This window comes from Pseudoalteromonas rhizosphaerae (genome assembly GCF_028885455.1).
GTDB classification, from domain to species: domain Bacteria; phylum Pseudomonadota; class Gammaproteobacteria; order Enterobacterales; family Alteromonadaceae; genus Pseudoalteromonas; species Pseudoalteromonas rhizosphaerae.
In genome coordinates this window covers 189,111-208,632 of sequence record NZ_CP118496.1, presented here as the reverse complement: position 1 = coordinate 208,632, position 19,522 = coordinate 189,111, and the positions used below count along the sequence as shown (strand labels likewise).

The window sequence follows — 19,522 nt, the reverse complement described above, 5'->3', positions numbered from 1 at the left end:
TGGTATAAGGAGGCAAGGTATCACAGAGACATTTTTAATGCCTTCATCAACATTGCCCATGTGCCAGCTTGCGTGATCAACTATGACCACAGCGTGCTCTCCATAGCGCGTCGCATCCGAAATGTGTTTGGTATTAGCCTAGAAGGTTGTTAAAATAAATTCGACTTCAATCAGCAAGCCATTGAAATAGAGTATTATTTTCGGTTGTATTGTTCACTCTGAGTTCTAACAGGGAGCTTATTGAGTTAGATTTAAGATCTAATATTGGATTGCCTTTATTTTCCTCCAAAGTAACATTGTTTTTAAGACCTTTTTCGGTTACTTCACAGGTGCCATTTTTACAAATAACATCAGGTTCTGGTCTGAGGAGCTGCTTATCTGAAGTAATAATAACATACCGATCATCAACCTTAGAAGAATCTTCAAAAGCCTTAAATTTTTCAGCCGAAAAGCTTGGCACTATTCCCGCTTTTATTTCTATCATATGTTGTAGAAATTGGTAACTACCCCTATGAGACAATGCACTTAAACCTGGTTCAGTCATAAACGAAATGAAACCCTCATCTATATCAGATGAAGATAATTTTTTCTGACTATCAAGAATATTATTTATCGTAGCTTGATCTTTATCCGTAAAGCTGACCGCAAGCTGGTATCCTTCACCGTTGAAGTGTCCATTATTAAAATTATTAAGTATCTTCCCATCGTCATGCATTCTGTAACCACCAAGATCACTGGCAAACTGACGGATATACTTAAAATCTATATTATTATTATCAGCATATTCATAGATATCAGCTAATAACTCTCTATCTCCTTGTGTCAAAAATTCATAAGAACTTCGCATTAAGTTAGATAAGGACATCCCATCAGCGCCGCTTAAAATTTCTGATTCAGTACCACCAAAAATATCCGTCACCATAGCTTCATAATAATGCTCAGACCGGCTTATATTTTTGCTTTTTTCTAAATCCCGTTCATCTAAAATAGACTCGAACTGTGATGTTACTTGCGAGCTATATTCATCGGAAACCATCGCTTTACTAAAAGAAGAAAAAGAGTTCATATGAGATAATAGTAATTCTTCAAATGATGCTAGTGCGGTAACGTTACTTTCGTATTTAAGGCTGTCTCGTTTTAGGTTTGATAGGTTTTGCTGATCAAGTGTGTGCCATCTTTCATATGCAGCTACCCTCTCTGAGCTGCTAAATGTATTACTTGTGTCTAATGCTATCGTCTCAAGTTTTGATTTGGATAAATGTTCAAATTCCCATTTTGCTGTGGCAACCTCATCACTATTTATTTTTGCATTTGAAGAGAGTATTTCCTTATGTAGAGATAAATTTTGCTGACTTAATTTAGAAATATCAATAGAGCTTTTGGCCTTACTTAATTTCGACGATAATGAAGAAACCGATGCATGTATTTCTATATCCTTACTTTTTTTGGGGTCAGATTGTGGCTGAGGAAAAGCTTTTCTCGCATTTAACAAACTTCTCTTGATATCAGGTATATCCATACTATTGACCCTCTAAACGAAAATAGACTCCTTTGATTAAATTTGGAGTCTAAGGTGTTAATTAGTTAGTTGTGTAGTTAAAAGTTATACTTTCTATTCTATTTGGTGTTGAATAATGGAAAGTACCAGTTGCTTCAACTCTATGAACAATTGATACTTGAATACCTGGTTTGAAGCTCTCACCATTAAATACTGTTACCTCTCCAGTAGAGTTTGGCACAATTGGTTCGCACTTAACGGGATTGTTGTTATATGCTCGATAAAAGCACAATTCAACAATCTCGCCAAAAGAATCTGGGTAATTTGCAGATGTGTAATTAATCCCAGTAATTTTACCTGTTTTACTCTCAAGTGGAATATCTCTTAAATCGCCATGTAATATAGAAAATAGAGATGATGACAGACCACCGGCAGAGCTTAATACTAGCATCCTGCTTGGTTGCTTCTCTTTAGTTATACTGAAATCAGCGGCGAATGCTTGAGTGCTTAAAACTAGTGAAGACATTAGAAAAGCGGTAATAGACATTTTCTTCATTAAAAATTCTTTATTATATAATTGGAGAATTTTTCATTCTCTGCTTTGTACCTTTTTTACATTATTTTAATGAGGCAACATTGTCAATGTAATAAGAACAAATTATTCAATCTGGTTAGCTAGGCCATACTATGTAATGGATATTTGTACGTTTAAGTATCCATTATTAAATGAGCACTTTTTTAAATTCAAATGAGAGGGCACCCAACTAAATTACAAAAACTATTACTAGGTTTACTCGCTGATCTTATGCTTATAAAGCAGAAGAGCTGAGCGCTTCATGTTTGTGTGGGAGTTTGTCGACTATGAATGGGGATCCCGTGTCGAGACTGTAGCTGTCATCTAGCTAATTAAAAGTTGAGTGCAGTAAAGCATAGCCTTTGACCTTTAGAAAATATTATCTTGTTGCAATTTCCTCCTTGGTTTACTTTCTGAGCTGTGTAAAACTAGCTGGGTTAATTTAGTAAATCAGGTGACATGAATGTCGAATATAAAAGCTTGGAAACTTATCAGTTTATTTTGTTTGGTAAGCTTACTTATGGGCTGTCAATCGAAAGAAGAGCAGTTACAAGAAACAATTAAACAATCTATAGCTAAAGCTGAAGTTGAGTTAGCAGGACTTGGTAGTGCCTTAGATAACGGCTCAATTCGTAATGCCGCTTTATTAAGCGAATATGGCCGTATACTTAGCAATGAAAAGCCAGAGCTAGCTAAAATTGCTGGCGTGCTCGTGCAAGATGCAACTCGAAAAGGCCCGCTTTACTCAGGTTTGCAACAACGCTTAGCTGATATCAAAAGTACTTACCTTATTCCTCCTTACGATGAAACACTGCAAAATATTGATTTGTTGCGAGATGCTGCAAAGCCCGCTTTATTTTCGGATGCTTTGACCGATCCTATTAATATGCTTGCTGATATGTCGGGTGGCTCGCTTGCGCGTGTCGGTGCAATCAGTCAGCAGGCTGAAGGGGTTGGTGAAGGCAACCAGTTAGTCGGCAATCCTAATTATGGTAATTGGCAAACTAACAGTAGCGGTATCAGCTTTTGGCAGTGGTATGGCATGTACCGCATTTTAGGTGATGTATTTGATCGTGTTGAATATGGTAGTTGGAGCAAGCGCCGTAAGTATAGTTATTATAATGATTATGGTCGTGCGCGTTATTCTAGCCCTAAGCAAATTAAAGCACAAACCGCCGTTGAAACACGTACTAAGCAATCGTATCAACGCCAAGGTAAGCAATTCACAAGCCCTTATGCATCTAAAAAAACTGGGGCTTCTGGGTTAAGTCGTAGCAGTTATACACCACCAAAAAGTCGCAGTAGTTACTCCAAAACCAGTAGCTATAGTAAAGACTCGGGATCGGTCAGAAACAGCAATAATAGAACCTCTCGCGGTGTCAGTCGCGGTAAGTAAACGGCTATTTAAAGATTTAGTGTTGGAGTTTAAAGAATATGTACGAATTTAATGGAATAACTATGTGGTCACTACAAGCAATCGCGATTGATTTTGCGATTATTATTGCACTGTTTGTGAGCCTTAAATATATCAAAGGTTGGGTATCTAACTTACATGCCAATGATGAGATCACTGAGCGTGATAATTTTGCGTTTGGTATTAGCTTTGCTGCTGGCTTAGTTGCTTTAGCAATTGTGCTGACGGGTGTAAGCAGTGGTGCATTTGCAGTGAGCTTACAGCAAGAAGCATTGCAAATGGCAGCTTATGGTTTGTTAGCTATTGTGCTAATAAAGCTTGGGCACTTTTTTCAAGATAAAGTGGCACTGCGCAAAGTCAGCTTACATGATGAAATAGTGAAGGGTAATGTAACTGCCGCGGTGATTGATTTTGGCCATGTTGTGAGTGTGGCAATCGTGATTCGCTCAGCGCTATTTTGGGTGGCTACAGAAGGCTGGCATGGTTTACCAATCGTTATAGCTGCGTTTATTATTGGTAGCATTGCGTTATTGCTCGTGAGCCAGTATCGCGTACAACTATTTAAGCGTACTAACCGAAGTGGAGATTGCCTACAACAAGCAATTGTTGACGGTAACTTGGCTGTTGGTATTCGCTATGCTGGCTTTTTAATCGGTAGCGCGCTTGCGCTTACTGCGGCTTCAGGTATCGCGCCTTATGCTGCAGATAGCATTAACACCAGCTTGATTTTCTGGGCGATTAGCGCTTTGGTTAGTTTAATTGCATTTATCGTACTGCATTTAATTACGATTAAAATTATCCTTTCAGGTTGCGATATATCAGACGAAGTGAATCGTCAAAAAAATGTGGGTGTAGCAACTATTTCAGCGGCAATCTCGTTTGCTGTGGGTATTACCATGGCAACTCTATTAGGCGCGTAAAACTTGTCACATTCTAAGCAAAGCCCAAGTAAGTACTCCTTACTTGGGCATGATTTTTTATTAATTACTGTTATGGCCATACTCGCTGGGTGTGGCCTTATTTATGAATATCTGCTATCTCATTATGCCGGACGAGTTTTAGGCTCTGTAGAGAGCGCTATTTATGCGATGATAGGCACTATGATCGTAGCTATGGGTATAGGGGCTTTTTTAGCGCGTTGGTTTAAGGATGCCTTTACCGCCTTTGCTTGGCTTGAAAGTCTTATTGCACTTGTTGGTATGGGCTGTATCTTAGCTATAGCCAGCGTTATTGCTGTTAGTTATTCTTTACCGCATATTTTTTCTGACATTTTTAATCTACCAGCTGATGTAATTCTTAACGGCTATATATTTCAAAAACTCCAAGAGTGGTCACGATTCCTTCCTTATGTATTTGGCTTATTGTTAGGTCTATTAATCGGTATGGAAATTCCACTTATCGCTCGCATACGTCAGCATGTTTATGGTCGTTTCTTAGAAAATAATGCTGGCACGATCTACGGTGCCGACTATATAGGTGCAGGTATTGGAGCGGCTATTTGGGTTAGCATTATGTTGGCTATGCCAATCATGCAGGCTGCAGCATGGACTGCGCTATTTAATATTATCGCAGGTTTGGCATTCTTATGGCGTTATCATAGCTATGTCCGTTACGCCAAACTATTACTGGTATGTCATATCGCTTTACTGGTGTTATTTGGTTTTATTTTAATGCTTGGTAGTAGCTGGATGAAAGATTTAAGTAATGTGCTTTATAAGGATAAAGTTATTTATTCTGAAGCGACTAAGTATCAGCATCTGGTGTTAACCGAGCGATTGAGCCGCAATCAACCCGATCCAATTACCGATCTTTACTTAAACGGCCGCTTACAGTTTTCTAGCATTGATGAACAAATTTATCATTCAATGTTAGTGTATCCGCCATTATTAGCCTCGAACCGTCACGATAATGTATTGATTATAGGCGGTGGTGATGGGTTAGCACTAAGAGACGTATTGAAGTGGCCTGTTAAAGAAGTCACCTTAATTGATTTAGATGCCCAGTTACTTAGTTTATTTGGTCATGATGACGATGAATTTAATCCTCCGGCAGCTATTCATGAGCGCTTAACTAAACTTAATAAGCACTCAATGGCTGATCCTCGATCGCATATTAAAGTGGGTGATGCTTTTCTTGAAGTAGAGCGGTTACTTGATGAAGGTAAGCGTTTTGATACCATCATTATTGACTTACCTGATCCGAATCATCCCGATTTAAATAAAATGTACAGTGACTATTTTTATAATCATATCCGTCAATTACTAGCCGCAGATGGTGCAATGGCTGTGCAGTCAACTTCGCCTTATCATGCTAAAAAAGCATTTTTAAGTATTGGTAAAACAGTCAAAGCGGCAGGTTTTAAGCATGTTGAGCAATACCAGCAAAATATTCCATCATTTGGACAATGGGGATGGACGATTGCAACCACCACAGGTCAATCTGCAAGTGCGAGAATTAGCGATATAACAAGCTTACCAGTTGCTTCTAGATGGATCAGTAAAAAATATTTATTGGCAGCATTCGTATTCCCCAATCATTATTTTGAACAAATAAATGATATTGAAGTCAATCAATTAGGCTCAGGTACTTTATATGATTATTATCGTAGTGCATGGCAGATAGAAAGCGAATTGTATAAAAATTAATAAATCATGGTTGACATAATATGTCGACCATGCGAATCTTAACTCAGACATAATATGTCAAATGACAAAAGGCAGAGACATGGAATTAAATGAACTTTCAATAAAACTAGCATCTTTTGAAACTGAAGGCGCTAACTTTGAGTCTTTCTTGATTGCCAATCCAGGCGAGCAAGATGTGTTGCAAGTCATAGTAGATGGCAATGATGAGCTTCCTATTTTTGTTACTCAGACACAAGAGCAGCTGTTATGTATTAGCTATTTGTTCGCTGATGAGGAAGTGAAGCCTGAACTACGTGATGAGTTGAATGAAACCTTATTACGTTTGAATGTACCAATCCCGCTGAGTGCATTTGCGAAGATTGATGATAAATATGCGATCTTTGGTGCTTTGTCGGTTAATTCATCGTTTGATGATATTACCCATGAGCTAGTTACTCTAGCTGATAATGCCATCGATGCATTAGAAGCGGTAACCATTTATTTAAACGATTAACAGCTAGCTATTTTAAGTGGAGTTAAGATTATGAGTATTTTAAAAAAGTTATTTACAGCAGTACGTGGCGGCGCGCGTGAAGCGGGCGAAGCAATTGTTGACGCGAATGGGATTCGTATCTTTGAACAAGAAATTGCTGATGCGCAAAACGCGCTGCAGCGTGCTAAAAAAAGCCTAACTGAAGTGATGGCTAAAGAAATGCAAACGAAGCGTAAGATTAGCGCATTAGATGCCTCAATTGCTGAGCACGAAGCGTATGCAGGTCAAGCACTTGAAAAAGGTAATGAACCGTTAGCGCTAGAAATTGCTGAGAAAATTGGCGACTTTGAAGCTGAAAAAGCAGAGCATGATCAAGTGTTAGCTGGTTTTAGCAATCACATTGTAACGTTGAAGCAGCAAGTAAAAGATGCTGAAAAATCGATCAAAGAAAACCAACGTCAGCTTACTATGGTTAAAACCACTGAAAGCGTGCAACAAGCAACAATGGCAGTAAATAGCACACTTAATACTAATAGCTCGTCGATGACGAATGCACGCCAATCACTTGAGCGTATTAAGCAACGTCAACAAGATCGTAGTGACCAGCTTGGTGCTGCTAAAGTACTTGAAGCTGACACTAATGGCGATGATCTTAAAGCTAAAATGGCTGAAGCTGGAATTGGTGATAGCAATCCAAAAAGTGCAGATATCTTAGCGCGTATTAAAGCGAAGCAAAACGGCTAACGCGCAATTACGATTATTAAAAGGTAACTTATTATAAGTTACCTTTTTTGCTTATGAGGCAGTCTATGTTTAACTTCTTTAAGTCTAAAAAAGCCCCTGAACGCCAATTAAATCACCCTAGTGAACTTAAAAAAGGTGATATGTTCACAGTGATTGATTCGTTTGCTTACCCAAGTTGGCTAAAAGGGCAAACATTGCGCGTTATCGATGTGCAAACTTATCAATATCAGCACAGTGCTGATTATGAGCTAGTACTTGAAAGTGATGCTGGCAAGGTGGTTTTTTTGCAAATAGAGCGCAGCGATGGTGAAGAGTGGGCGAATTTTTCAATCAAAATCCAACGTGATGAAGTGGATGAAATCTTCACACTGGATGAGTTTGCGCGCATCTTTGACGAAGACGATTTAACCTACTTAGAAGTGAAAAATATACCAGAGCGTTACATGCAGTTTTTAGCTAAAAGCTATCAACAAAGTGAATCACCATTTGTGTGTTATTTTCATAATAAAGATTATCGTAGCCAGCCATTACCACGCTATGAGCAAGAAGGTGGCGAACCATGCGAAATGATTTGCCTTGAGTCGAGCGATGGGAGCCATGGTTTAAACATTGAGATTTGGGATGGTGGAGAAACTGAAGTATCACTCACTTTAACCCGACCAATCACAGACATTGTTGATCTGTTCCCTGGAGATGCGCAGTGAGTAATGCAAAAGATAAATGGTTACGTCAGGAGCAGGCTGTAAGAGCCACGCAAATGGCGTTTGATCTTAGCAGTGAAGTGCAAAAATCGATAAAAAAGCAAGCCATTGATCAAGAGCTAACGCCATCCGATATGATCCGCAAAATTTTATCACTTGAGGTTAAATCAAAAAAAACGCGTCAACGTTTATCATTTAACCTTAATGATGAAGAAATAGCATTACTTGCTGAACGCTTTGGCGTTGCCCCAGATGATAAGCGGGCAGTAAAACAGCAAGTTGCTGAGTTACTGATTGCTCGAACTAGTAAACGCTAGGTTTTGCCTTCTGATTATTAAGCCCTTACACTTAGGGCTTAAATTATCAAATAATGAGTTGTTGTGAATATTATTTTAATCGCCTATCTACTAATTTTTGCTTTGTTTGGCACGGCAGCGAGTTATTTCTTACGGTTTATTTATGCCTATTGGGTTAAAAAGCAGATGCCGATGCATTTTATTTTTAAAGCGGGGATTTGTATTGTGGCGGTCGTGGTAATTTCCGCGCTGATCCCATTATTGGTATAGCGCGGTTGCAGCAGAGCGACTATTTTAGCTCAAACGACTGGCATTGCTGATCAATACATAATGCTTGCACAGGTAAAACCGGTAAACAATCATTTAAACCATTGGTTTTATTATCGGCAGTTTCTTGCTGAGTAATTTGATCCGCTAACTGTTCTGCATTTTCTTGTTGTGTGTGCAAGGTTGAGTACACTACATAGCGGCTTGGACCACCACAGGCGCGTTGGCCTACTTCAAGCACCTTACATTGAAAACTCGCGGTACAGCTATTATCTTGCACCAACTCAGCCAATGCGCTATTTAATTTAGATACATTTGCATTGCCGTTTGCTGGTGTTGAGTCAGAAGTGCTGACACAACCACTGAGGATCAGCAAACTGGCTGTTGTTACTAAAAATTTAGAATATGATGAACGACTCATATTGGTTTCCCTTAATAAACACTTGTCGCAGAGCTTTCTAGTTTAACACATTTATTTTCAATACACTGAGCCGCAGGGGCAGTCAGGTGCTGACAAATACTGATCATCTTGTTCTGTGCATTAAATTGGCTTTCAAGGCTGGTGATCTGCTGAGTTAACTTTTCAACGGCTTGCTCATTTGCCGTTTTATTAGAGTAAACAATATAGCTACTAGGGCCGCCGCACGCACGGCTACCAACCGGTAATACTTTACATTGAGAGCTGTTATCGCAGTTTAGATCTGCAATTTGTGTCTGTAATTGCTGGTGGACCTTTTTAATGTTATCTCTTGTTGCCGGAACTTCTGTTTGCGGATTTAACTTAGTCGCTTGATTATTTTTAACTAGCGCTGCAGGAGCCGGGCTAAGTTGGTTGTTATTCGGGGTCGCAGCATCAGAACAAGCCGATAAACATAACGGCAGTAGAAGCGCGATAATAAATAAGCGCATGATAAACCTTCATAGTGGTGAACAAGTAACCACCATCATACACTTTGCAGATAACACAGCAATAAAAACTATGGCATTCAAAGGTTAAACCCGACGCTAAGGACGGGTTTAATATTTTTATAGTCCGCCTTGGGTTAATTTTGCGGGATTGAGTAAAGCTTCCAGCTCACTACGTGATAGGTCAGTTTCTTGCTCAGCAACATCAAGAATTGGACGGCCATCTTGATATGCTTGTTTGGCAATTTTAGCTGCTTTAGCATAACCAATGACTGGATTAAGCGCGGTCACTAATATGGGGTTTTTGGCGAGTGCTTTGTCGATACTTGTGTGTTTCACTTTAAAGGATCGAATCGCTTTATCAGCTAATGCTTGGCTACTATTTGCTAGTAACTCAATACTTTGCAAAATATTGTAAGCTATTACAGGTAACATTACATTGAGTTCGAAGTTACCTGATTGACCTGCAACAGTAATAGTTGCGTCATTACCAATCACTTGTGCACTAACCATGGCTGCCGCTTCAGGGATCACAGGATTTACTTTACCGGGCATAATTGATGAACCGGGTTGTAAAGCTTCTAGTTCGATTTCACCAAGGCCAGCTAGTGGACCTGAATTCATCCAACGTAGGTCGTTTGCTATCTTCATTTGTGCAACCGCGAGTACTTTTAGCTGCCCTGATAAAGCGACAATGGTGTCTTGCGAACCTATGTTATAAAAAAAGTTCTTGCTTGGCACAAAGCGTACACCGACGTTGGCACTGAGATTTTTACAAAATTGCTCAGCAAACAGGGGATCGGCATTTATACCAGTACCAACGGCTGTGCCTCCTTGCGCTAAAGCAGATACCCCCTCAAGGCTATAGCGGATCCCTGCCATTGCACTATCAACTTGGTGTTGCCAAGACCCTAGAATTTGCGCAAATGTCACTGGCATAGCATCCATCAAATGAGTTCGACCCGTTTTTACGATTTCACCTATTTCTGACTTTTTGCGCTCCAACGTTTGTGATAGCTGATCCAGCGCCGGAAATAGTTCATACACCACGTTAATTACACTGCTTACAGCAATAGTGGTAGGGATCACGTCGTTAGAGCTTTGCCCCATGTTTACGTCGTCGTTGGGATGGATAACCTCATCACCATAACGACTTGCTAAAGTTGCAATCACCTCATTAGCATTCATATTAGTGCTAGTACCTGACCCTGTTTGAAATATATCAATAGGGAAGTGTTCTAAATGTTCGCCATCAATGATCTCTTGGCATGCGCGCTCGATTAACTGTGCTTTATTTTTACTGAGATGACCTAGCTCGTAGTTGCTTTGCGCTGCGGCCTGTTTGATATAAGCAAGAGCGGTAATAAACTGTTTTGGCATTACTAAATCGCTAATGCGAAAGTTATTTACAGCACGTTGAGTTTGCGCTTGATAAAGTGCATCTGTAGGGACTTGTAATTCGCCCATACTATCTGATTCGGTTCTAAATTCGCTCATGAAAACTCCTAGAAAGGGTTAAATTCGTGACTGAGAATACGGGCTTCACGCTCTAGTATCAGGTATTTCTTGATACTATTATGACTTCTATAAAAGCGCTTTAATGCCAGTAACGGTTTATAAAGTTGCTCTAAACATTGTTTGCGAATTGCACAATGGACTAAAGAGTCGCACATTTTGTTGAGGATTTCATGGAAAGTGCGTCTTAGATAGAGTTCTTGCAGCAATAGACTGTGGTTTTTTTCGTAATGACGTGCAGCACTCAGGCCAGCTTCAATGTAATTTGCCACTAAAGCTGGCGCATGTAGCCCAGGTCGCGGGCAAATACATTTCATTTGCTGTTGATAATAAAGCATAGCGTGATGTTCATGCATAAGAAAAACCGATTAACTGTAATGGTAATTATTATCATTACAGTTAATCGGTTTCGGTGCAAGTCACAAATTGTAAATATTGGCGGAAGGTGAGTTTTTTAATTGTAGCCAAGAATAAATATTTGGTCTGTTTCATGTATTAACGCCTGATTTTGTTGATTTGTTTGCGATAGTAAATCAATTACAGTGGCACGTTCATCACAGCCTATTTTATCTGTTACTGGTTTTTCACTTGCCGCAATTGCAGCGTCTAGGGCGGTATAAGGTGATATATACATAATCTTCTCCGTTTGGTTGATTCAATTAGATAAATGCATAACTCATACCATGCTCAATATTTTTTTTATTACTTTGAATTATATAGTTTTTATATAAAATTAATTATTTAATAGCGACATCTGTTGCAAGATTTGCTTTACTAATGGGCATACTTTACCAATCTTGGTGCATCTGTATTGAGATGCTTGGAAATATATATGACGAAACCTTTCTCGCAAGCGTGTGAAAATAATAAAAATCCAATATTAAGCGTCATCACAGCATATTTAGCACAAGTCGAGAGTGTGTTAGAGGTGGGATCAGGTACGGGGCAACACAGCGTGCACTTCGCTGCTAATTTGCCTCATTTACAATGGCATACCAGTGATCGCTTGGTTAATCATAATGGTATTAAACAGTGGCTTGATGAAGCAAAGCTAGATAACTTGCACGCACCAGTAGAGTTAGATCTAAATCGCCCTTGGCCAATAAATACCGTTGATGCTATTTATACTGCTAATACGTTACACATCGTCAGCAAACCGTTAGTTGAGCAATTTTTTACTGGTGTTAATAAGCATTTAGCGTCAAAAGGTCTCGTGTGTATTTATGGCCCATTTAAATACAACGGCAACTTTACCAGTGAAAGTAATCAGCGTTTTGATGAATTTTTAAATCAGCAAGACTGCCAAAGTGGCATTCGTGATTTCGAATGGGTACAGCAATTAGCTGAGCAAGCAGGGTTAATGCTTGTTGATGATATTGCGATGCCTGCTAATAATCAGTTATTGATTTTTAAACGTCATTAGTTATCAATCTTAAAAGGTAATAATTCAGTGCATTGCTGATGATAGATGCGCATATGCTGACGCTCACGTTGTAAGTAATCTGCTATCGCAGGACTAAAAGTAGCATCCATTACGGCATGTACGGAGTGAGTAAATACCGGTGCAAAACCTCGGGCTATTTTATGCTCGCCCTGCGCACCTGAGTGAAAACACTGAAGCTGATGTTTAATACAATATTCAATACCTTGGTAATAGCAAAGCTCAAAGTGCAGGCAATCAATTTCTGCTATAGCTCCCCAATAGCGCCCGTATAGTGTGTCATTATTTTTAAAGCTCAGTGTTGCAGCGACCACTTCGTGATCATGGATGGCATGCATGATCACCAGTTTATCGGCCATTAAGGCATGTAACAAAATAAAAAAGTCATGATTTAAATAACCCATGTGGCCAGAGCGTTTTAAATAAGTGCGTTGGTAAAATTCGCAAAACTGGCTCATCACAGCTTTAGTTATCTGTTCACCTTGCAGCCATTTAATACTAATATTTTGCTGGGTTATTTTATTACGTTCTTTTTTCAATACTTTACGTTTTCGTGCAGTTAACTGCGCTAAAAAATCGTCAAAAGTAGCGTAGTTTTGATTTTGCCATTGAAACTGCACGCCAATACGATGCATACCTTGATGTGGTGTGAGTTGAGAGACTTGCTGTTGCGAGCAAAAGTTAATGTGCCAGCCAGACCAACCTTGTTGCTCACATTGAGCTGTTAAAGTCTGTGTAATGTACTGATATACTTGTTCTGGGTGTGAGTGTGCAATCGAGAGGCGTTGACCTTCAATAGGACTAAACGGTGAGCCAGATAACCACTTAGGGTAATATTCTAAACCATGCTGCTGGTAAGCTTCAGCCCATGCCCAATCAAATACATATTCGCCATAAGAGTGACTTTTTAGATAGCCGGGTGCTAATGCCACCAAAGTATCATTTTGGTAAATGGCTAAATGTTGCGGTTGCCAACCAGACGCGGCTGATACGCATTGGCTTTGTTCTAATGCAAATAAAAATGCATGATCAGTAAATGGATTATCGGCAAAAAACTGCTGCCAAACAGCGGCATCTATTGTACTGATACTGGTTAACCAGCGGTGACTAAATATACTCATTATTGATTGCCCTGCGAGCCTTCAACCTGCTTTATAAACTGTTTTATATAGAGTGCTTGCTCAGTAAAGTAAGGGTTGTAAGTCAGACGTTGAAAGGTTGGAAAGGCTGCAATATTTTCTGCAGTACGCTCGCCAATATTAGGTTTTTCGGTCGTTTTACATTGCTTATACAAAGTATCATCATCGAGGTAACTGCCGCAATTGCGATAAGCGCCAGCAATACCGTAGTAAGGGTTATCAGGTGAGTTAACTACGGCAATATGAGAAATACCATGAATGTTTTTACAGGTTGCATTTTTGCACTGTGGATTTAATACCCTGTAGTCTTTTGGAAAATCACTGGTAATGGTTGTTTTATCACCGTAATAAACCAAAGTATCTAAGCTATTTGCAGGGCGTATCTTTACATCATGTAAGGCGCTTAATAATAGCAGCGATGCACGGGTATCAATGGTGGTATCTACATCACTCATTACTGAAAAAATAGCTAAGTTTGGTAATTGACGCTCGATTAGTTCTGGTAACGCAATTGAGCGCATAGCATCGTCGGCTGCGGTTGCGGCATTAAATGGAAACGACTCATATTTAGCAAAATCAATATCGGCGTCTTTATCTATCCAATTCACAAAGGGAATACGATCAATCCACTTCGCCAGCCAACCATTTTTATTATGTGGTTCAGTGGCTGGTGAAAACAGCATCAGTGCGGTTATTTTTGGGTTAGCGGGCTTGACAGTTAGATAATTGAGTAACAGGGCTGCACCTGTAGAGTAGCCACCTAAAATCACTTGATCAAAATCTTTGATAGTGCGCTTGATGGCATAGTCAACAGCTTGCTGCCATTGTTTGGCATTAATACTACTTAGTGCATCAGCTGCGGTGCCATGGCCTGGTAACAGCAAAGTACGAACGGTATAGCCTTGTTGAAAGTAAATCTGTGCCAAGTCATGATAGGTAAATGGAGAGTCGGTAAGCCCATGAATCAATAGAACCGCTTTGTGGTTGTTATTTTGGCGTAATTCAAATGGCGCTATAAGATCAACTATATTAGGGGGGCTAGTACGTTGCTGTTGTTTAACTAAAAGCTGATAGGTATCAGTTAAAACAGGGCAAGGCATTGATGCGCGAGGGTTTGCCGCTAAAATATGTTGGTATGCAAAGCTTAAATAATCACTAAATGCTTGCTCACTTTGATAGGAAAAATCCGTATTAGCATTGCTTTTTTCAAACCGTAATAAGCCCTGCTTTTTGCTGTTCATAATATAGTTTAAATCAGTCAACTGAGTAACGCAGTTGGTTTGGCCGATAGCAAGGCTAGAGGTTGTTAATAAAGTGAGAGTTAGTAATATTCCATTAAGGCTCATAAACATCTACATAATTGATTAGGCACTCGGTTAGCTTATCGAGTTCGAGGGGTTTTGCAAGATGCTGATTAAAACCAATTGCTAAGGCATTGGCTTTATCCTCAGGCATTACATCAGCGGTTAAGGCAATGACGGGTAATTGTTCAGTACTTTTAATTTGACGTATCAAGGCGGTGGCTTGGTAACCGTCCATAATGGGCATTTGGCAATCCATTAACACTAAATCGAAGTCATTTATTTTAACTTGCTCTACTGCTAATTCGCCATTTTCAACCAGTGTTGGAGTGATCCCTAAAGAGCTAAGCATTGCTTTTATTACTAATTGATTGACGCTGTTATCTTCTGCAACCAGTATTTTTAGTTTGCTTAAATCAACATGCTGTTGTGTGTGCTTTGCCGTTACTTGTTGCGCAGCGCACGTATTTAACTCGACAGACAGGGTAAATGTGGAGCCTTTACCTGGCTCGCTTTGTACGCTGATATCTCCAGACATTAGCAAACTAAGTTCTTTTGCGATTGTTAAACCAAGCCCAGTGCCACCAAACTTACGTGATGTTGAGCTATCAGCTTGGGTGAATGCATCAAATAATTTACTTTGCTCTGATGGCGCAATGCCGATGCCAGAGTCTTTAATAGCCAAGGTAATTTGCCTACGTTTATCGGTGATCTCCTTACAGTATGCGCTAACACTTACTTCACCTTCGCAGGTAAACTTAATGGCGTTACTACATAAGTTTAATAAAATTTGCTCAATTCGCATAACATCACCTTCAAACCAAATATCGGCTGGTAATTGGTTATCAACCTTCCAGTGAATGCCTTTTTGTTCAGCGCTTTGTTCGAACATACTGCTAATCCGGGCAAGAAGCGCATTTAAATCAAAAGGAGCGACTTCCAAGGTGAGCTTTTGAGATTCAATTTTAGAGATATCGAGTACATCATTGATTAAACTTAACAATGATTTAGAAGCTAAATTAATTTTATTTAGATAATCGGTGAGGATTTCAGCGCTATCTTCATTTTTAGCTAAGGTTGAAAAACCGATCACCGCATTGAGCGGCGTACGAATTTCATGGCTCATATTGGCTAAAAATCGGCTTTTAGCCTGATTAGCTAAATCAGATTGCTTTTTAGCTTTAACTAGTGAGCGAGTTCGCTCTGCCACTAAACGCGAAAGTGCAAGATGTTGGTTATTAAACAGCAGTAATACCAGTAAAATGAGTGAGCTTACTATGACCTGTAAAATAAGTAAAAAGAGTGTCATATGATTGGTTTGATGCGGTAGAAACTCATCTTTAACCGTTAAATCAACCAACCAATTTTGCCCTGCAAAATTAATCGTGATGGTTGTAAGCTTATTGCTTTTGGTCGGCATATTTTCGACGTTTGAATAAAACGGGTTGGTAGCATTGGCTTCATAAATAGCGATATTAAACATCTTATTTTGTGCTTGCGTAAGCGATTGAGCAAGTATGTTTTCCACTAAGAATACACCTGTTGCGTAGCCTTTAATTGAGGCAATTTCATTATTTTGTTGATACACAGGGGCGAATAATAAATAAGCGGGTTCAGGTTTTTGTGCTTGCACTAATTGAATTATTTTAGTGCCTACAGGGCGATTTTTGATGCGTGGGTCGAGTAAAGTCTCTCGGCGATCTTTACGAGAATTGAGGTTAAAACCAATAGCGGATTGATTTTCTGCAAAAGGGGCGATATAGGTAATAATCACTAATGGATCGTCGTTTGATAATGGCGCTCCTTTAATACTCGGATCAAAGTTATATGAATTATAAATTTCATTGAGCTGCTTGTTAAAATCACTGACCTGAGCTGGGGGAATTTTGCGATTCCATGAAAATGCTTTAATAAATGAATGCTCAGCCAATAATTGGGCACTGTAGCTATCAAACTCTTGCTGACTTAAAGTCGGTGTTGATTGGATTTGGCTCGCAAGGCTTTGTACGGTTATTTGGCTAAGGTTTAAATTGCGCAGTAAACTGTTTTCAATGATAGATGTTTCACGCTTGGCAATTTGTATCGCATTTGAATAAGTCTCTTGGTTGTATAGCTTAGTGGTTAAGGCTACAGAGACGAATAATACCGAGCAGACTGCGATGGTTGGCAATGGGGTGACGTAGTGTCGTTTAAATTTAGGCTGTAATAACGCCAATAAAAAGGGGGTTGCGATCAGCACGCCGAGTGAGTCACCTAACCACCAAAAAGTAACATTTTTCCAATGATTATCAATGCTGTAAGCGGGATTAAATTGACTTAAAGCGTAGACTCCAATATTGGCCGATATGAGGCTGACGACAATACCGACGATAAAAATAAAATAAATAATTGATTGGCGTTGTTTTAAATACAGCGGATGGCCTAGCCAGTACTTTAAAAGAGCAGCGCCAATCATGCCTTGTAATACGGCGCCTAAGCCGATTAGCAGTACTTGTTGTAATGTATTGCCAATTAAAACCTGATCAGTGATCGCGTTATCACCGGTACTTAAATTAAAGGCGACAGAGGCAATAAATAATGCCGGAATAAAACGCCACCACCAGATAAAACAGCCAACTAAGGCAATACCAGCAGGGAGCCAAATAGGGATGACTTGTGATTGAAAGGCAAAATTAGTTAATAACTTACCAGTTGCAAAATAAGCAATAGCAAACGATATGTAAAAAACAAAAGAACTGGATGTTGAACGAAAAATCTTCACATGCATCCTTGTTAAATATTATTTTTATAGTGATATTTCAGTATAGCGAATCGGCACTAAATAGTATTATTTTTTAAAGTGGTAGCTGCTTTTTGCTAAATGTTTGCTTTAAAACCACTGTAGACTCAATGTTAGCAATACAATCAATACTCCCTAGCTTATATTTAACAAAACTTTCGTAGCTTTCTAAATCGGTAGCAATAATCTTCAATAAGTAATCATAGCTTCCTGATATGACAGAGCACTCCAGTACATGATTCAGTTTTTCCACGTGTTCTTCAAACATATTTGCCGCACTGGCGGAATTTTGGCTCAACCGCACAAACGCATAGACCAGCACGTTTAACCCGAGTGCGCGTGGGTTTAAGGCTGCGTGATAGCCAGTGATCACCTTACTTGCTTCAAGTTTTTTTATACGCCTTAAGCAAGGGGTATCCGATAAGCTTACAGTTGTTGCAAGTTCTGATACAGAGGTACGCGCATTGCTTTGCAACAACGTTAGTAATTGTTGATCTTTTTTATCTAAACTCATAATTGCGACAATAAATTGCATTTAATAGTGATTATAGAGTGAATATCACTAATTGTATGGGTTTTTATTAGTGGTTTTGCTGATTTGTGCTCTATGTTATCTGTTAACATTAATGCAATAAATTTTGGTGTGGAGTAATATCTGTGAGTAATAATACCCAGGCATTTGATGAGTGGCTCAGAACCCGCTTTGTAGAAATTAATAGTCAACTAGAGGCTATCTATTGGCAACAAGAAGATAAAGCTAACGTAGAATTTGTCGGGGAGCAATTTAAGCATCAGTTAGAGGCTGAGGGTAATGCGCATATTCGTAAGTTACTGGCAGAAGGCAATACTGATGAAGGGTTTGATCGTGCGTTTGATTTACTTGGTAATGTAGGATTATTTATGGCGGCTTGTCGACGCCATGAGATCACTGAACCATCGCGCGAAACAACCTCGCCTTTAGTCGAGGCCTCGGCACTAGCTATGCATATTGGTGCATCAATAGGGGTTACTCCGCGCTTTGCGACGGCTCATTTAACCACCCATAATAAGGCTATTAATGGCCTTTATAAGCGCTTTACGGATCTGCCAGATGAAAAATTATTCATTGATTACAATACCAAAGGGATTTTAGCCTATAAGCGAGCAGCTGATGCATTATTAAAAATTCAGCCATTAGGTATTTCGCATCCGCTATGCGGTGATTTACTTAAAGTTGCCAAGCAGGCGTTAGTCGATGTGATTGAATCGAATACGGCTTTATATAATCAGTTAGACACCGAGCGATTCTTTTTCTGTGTACGTCCTTACTATAAGCCGTATCGGGTTGGCAAAGAGGTTTACCGTGGAGCCAATGCGGGAGATTTTGCCGGAATTAACGTTATAGATATGCTGTTAGGTTTATGCTTTGCCAACGAACCGAGTTATTCACAAATGCTGGTGGATAAATTTTTATATATGATGCCTGAAGATCAGCAAATTCTGCGAGAGTCTATGCGTATGCCAAGCATAATGGATGACTTTTTAGCGGCAGGAGATACCCGCCATAGCTCGTGGTTTAAAACCAATGCCAAGTTGTTTATACAAGTATGTAAGCTGCATGGCGATACTGCAATAGGTCATCATAATCAACTGGTTAGTAAGTTTATAGCTCAGCCAGCTCAACACATGCAACAGCAACATATGAATAAAGTAACTGCCAGCGGTCCGCCATTGCATGTGTTATTGGATTCTCTTGAACAATTAAGAGATCGTCGAGCAGCAGCAAAGCGTGATGATATAAGAACTCGTTATGATGATTTAGCACAATTAAAGCAATGGGTGAGTAATTAA

The 19,522-nt window shown here is 39.4% G+C and carries 21 protein-coding genes; 10 read left to right on the top strand and 11 right to left on the bottom strand.

From position 1 onward, the window contains the following. Nucleotides 1–166 precede the first annotated feature (166 nt). Both PVK79_RS01010 and PVK79_RS01005 read right to left on the bottom strand, forming a co-directional pair. Nucleotides 167–1,519, bottom strand: coding sequence for a hypothetical protein (locus PVK79_RS01010; RefSeq protein ID WP_182719299.1), 1,353 nt, complete (start codon nucleotides 1,517–1,519; stop codon nucleotides 167–169). A 61-nt stretch (nucleotides 1,520–1,580) separates the two neighbouring features. Continuing rightward, nucleotides 1,581–2,054 carry a hypothetical protein gene (locus PVK79_RS01005; protein ID WP_182719300.1) on the bottom strand — a complete coding sequence of 158 codons (474 nt, stop codon included), beginning with the start codon at nucleotides 2,052–2,054 and terminating at the stop codon, nucleotides 1,581–1,583. A gap of 481 nt (nucleotides 2,055–2,535) precedes the next feature. Between PVK79_RS01005 and PVK79_RS01000 the strand changes: the two genes are divergently transcribed. From PVK79_RS01000 to PVK79_RS00965, 8 genes are all read left to right on the top strand, one after another. Continuing rightward, complete coding sequence (locus tag PVK79_RS01000) at nucleotides 2,536–3,468, top strand: CHAD domain-containing protein (RefSeq protein WP_145242697.1); 933 nt, start codon at nucleotides 2,536–2,538, stop codon at nucleotides 3,466–3,468. Between the two features lie 38 nt (nucleotides 3,469–3,506). Beyond that, nucleotides 3,507–4,406 carry a DUF350 domain-containing protein gene (locus tag PVK79_RS00995; RefSeq protein ID WP_145242699.1) on the top strand — a complete coding sequence of 300 codons (900 nt, stop codon included), beginning with the start codon at nucleotides 3,507–3,509 and terminating at the stop codon, nucleotides 4,404–4,406. 72 nt (nucleotides 4,407–4,478) lie between these two features. Continuing rightward, nucleotides 4,479–6,131 (top strand): polyamine aminopropyltransferase, encoded by a 1,653-nt coding sequence (locus tag PVK79_RS00990; RefSeq protein ID WP_425607900.1) that lies wholly within the window; start codon nucleotides 4,479–4,481, stop codon nucleotides 6,129–6,131. A 79-nt stretch (nucleotides 6,132–6,210) separates the two neighbouring features. Beyond that, a complete protein-coding gene (locus PVK79_RS00985; RefSeq protein WP_145242701.1) occupies nucleotides 6,211–6,624 on the top strand; it encodes a YjfI family protein in 414 nt (137 codons plus the stop codon). 30 nt (nucleotides 6,625–6,654) lie between these two features. Further along, nucleotides 6,655–7,347: a PspA/IM30 family protein gene (locus PVK79_RS00980; protein ID WP_145242702.1), complete on the top strand. Its 693-nt coding sequence runs from the start codon at nucleotides 6,655–6,657 to the stop codon at nucleotides 7,345–7,347. A gap of 65 nt (nucleotides 7,348–7,412) precedes the next feature. Next, nucleotides 7,413–8,051 (top strand): hypothetical protein, encoded by a 639-nt coding sequence (locus tag PVK79_RS00975; protein ID WP_257325146.1) that lies wholly within the window; start codon nucleotides 7,413–7,415, stop codon nucleotides 8,049–8,051. Continuing rightward, complete coding sequence (locus PVK79_RS00970) at nucleotides 8,048–8,365, top strand: hypothetical protein (protein ID WP_145242704.1); 318 nt, start codon at nucleotides 8,048–8,050, stop codon at nucleotides 8,363–8,365. Before PVK79_RS00975 ends, PVK79_RS00970 begins: the two co-directional genes overlap by 4 nt. Before the next feature lie 63 nt (nucleotides 8,366–8,428). Further along, nucleotides 8,429–8,614, top strand: coding sequence for a hypothetical protein (locus PVK79_RS00965; protein ID WP_145242705.1), 186 nt, complete (start codon nucleotides 8,429–8,431; stop codon nucleotides 8,612–8,614). Between the two features lie 19 nt (nucleotides 8,615–8,633). Here PVK79_RS00965 and PVK79_RS00960 read toward each other — a convergent pair whose 3' ends face one another. The 5 genes from PVK79_RS00960 to PVK79_RS00940 form a co-directional block, all read right to left on the bottom strand. Further along, nucleotides 8,634–9,032, bottom strand: coding sequence for a hypothetical protein (locus tag PVK79_RS00960; protein ID WP_182719305.1), 399 nt, complete (start codon nucleotides 9,030–9,032; stop codon nucleotides 8,634–8,636). A gap of 11 nt (nucleotides 9,033–9,043) precedes the next feature. Continuing rightward, on the bottom strand, nucleotides 9,044–9,520 hold the full coding sequence (locus PVK79_RS00955) for a hypothetical protein (RefSeq protein WP_145242708.1): 477 nt from the start codon (nucleotides 9,518–9,520) through the stop codon (nucleotides 9,044–9,046). A gap of 117 nt (nucleotides 9,521–9,637) precedes the next feature. Then, a complete protein-coding gene (locus tag PVK79_RS00950) occupies nucleotides 9,638–11,014 on the bottom strand; it encodes a class II fumarate hydratase (protein ID WP_182759056.1) in 1,377 nt (458 codons plus the stop codon). 8 nt (nucleotides 11,015–11,022) lie between these two features. Continuing rightward, nucleotides 11,023–11,388 (bottom strand): hypothetical protein, encoded by a 366-nt coding sequence (locus tag PVK79_RS00945; RefSeq protein WP_257325145.1) that lies wholly within the window; start codon nucleotides 11,386–11,388, stop codon nucleotides 11,023–11,025. A gap of 98 nt (nucleotides 11,389–11,486) precedes the next feature. Further along, nucleotides 11,487–11,666: a hypothetical protein gene (locus PVK79_RS00940; protein WP_145242712.1), complete on the bottom strand. Its 180-nt coding sequence runs from the start codon at nucleotides 11,664–11,666 to the stop codon at nucleotides 11,487–11,489. Between the two features lie 198 nt (nucleotides 11,667–11,864). Between PVK79_RS00940 and PVK79_RS00935 the strand changes: the two genes are divergently transcribed. Then, nucleotides 11,865–12,455 (top strand): DUF938 domain-containing protein, encoded by a 591-nt coding sequence (locus PVK79_RS00935; RefSeq protein WP_149983352.1) that lies wholly within the window; start codon nucleotides 11,865–11,867, stop codon nucleotides 12,453–12,455. Here PVK79_RS00935 and PVK79_RS00930 read toward each other — a convergent pair. From PVK79_RS00930 to PVK79_RS00915, 4 genes are all read right to left on the bottom strand, one after another. Further along, the gene (locus PVK79_RS00930) at nucleotides 12,452–13,594 is read right to left on the bottom strand and encodes a GNAT family N-acetyltransferase (protein WP_257325144.1); all 1,143 of its coding nucleotides are present in this window, start codon (nucleotides 13,592–13,594) and stop codon (nucleotides 12,452–12,454) included. The two genes, PVK79_RS00935 and PVK79_RS00930, sit on opposite strands and share 4 nt — an antisense overlap. Further along, complete coding sequence (locus PVK79_RS00925; protein ID WP_182759054.1) at nucleotides 13,594–14,958, bottom strand: alpha/beta hydrolase; 1,365 nt, start codon at nucleotides 14,956–14,958, stop codon at nucleotides 13,594–13,596. Before PVK79_RS00925 ends, PVK79_RS00930 begins: the two co-directional genes overlap by 1 nt. Next, on the bottom strand, nucleotides 14,948–17,674 hold the full coding sequence (locus PVK79_RS00920) for a CHASE domain-containing protein (RefSeq protein WP_182760485.1): 2,727 nt from the start codon (nucleotides 17,672–17,674) through the stop codon (nucleotides 14,948–14,950). The genes PVK79_RS00925 and PVK79_RS00920 overlap by 11 nt, the downstream gene beginning before the upstream one ends. A 73-nt stretch (nucleotides 17,675–17,747) precedes the next feature. Continuing rightward, nucleotides 17,748–18,227, bottom strand: coding sequence for an Lrp/AsnC family transcriptional regulator (locus PVK79_RS00915; RefSeq protein ID WP_257325143.1), 480 nt, complete (start codon nucleotides 18,225–18,227; stop codon nucleotides 17,748–17,750). Nucleotides 18,228–18,349: 122 nt separating this feature from the next. Between PVK79_RS00915 and PVK79_RS00910 the strand changes: the two genes are divergently transcribed. Then, nucleotides 18,350–19,522, top strand: coding sequence for a PrnB family protein (locus tag PVK79_RS00910; RefSeq protein WP_149983347.1), 1,173 nt, complete (start codon nucleotides 18,350–18,352; stop codon nucleotides 19,520–19,522).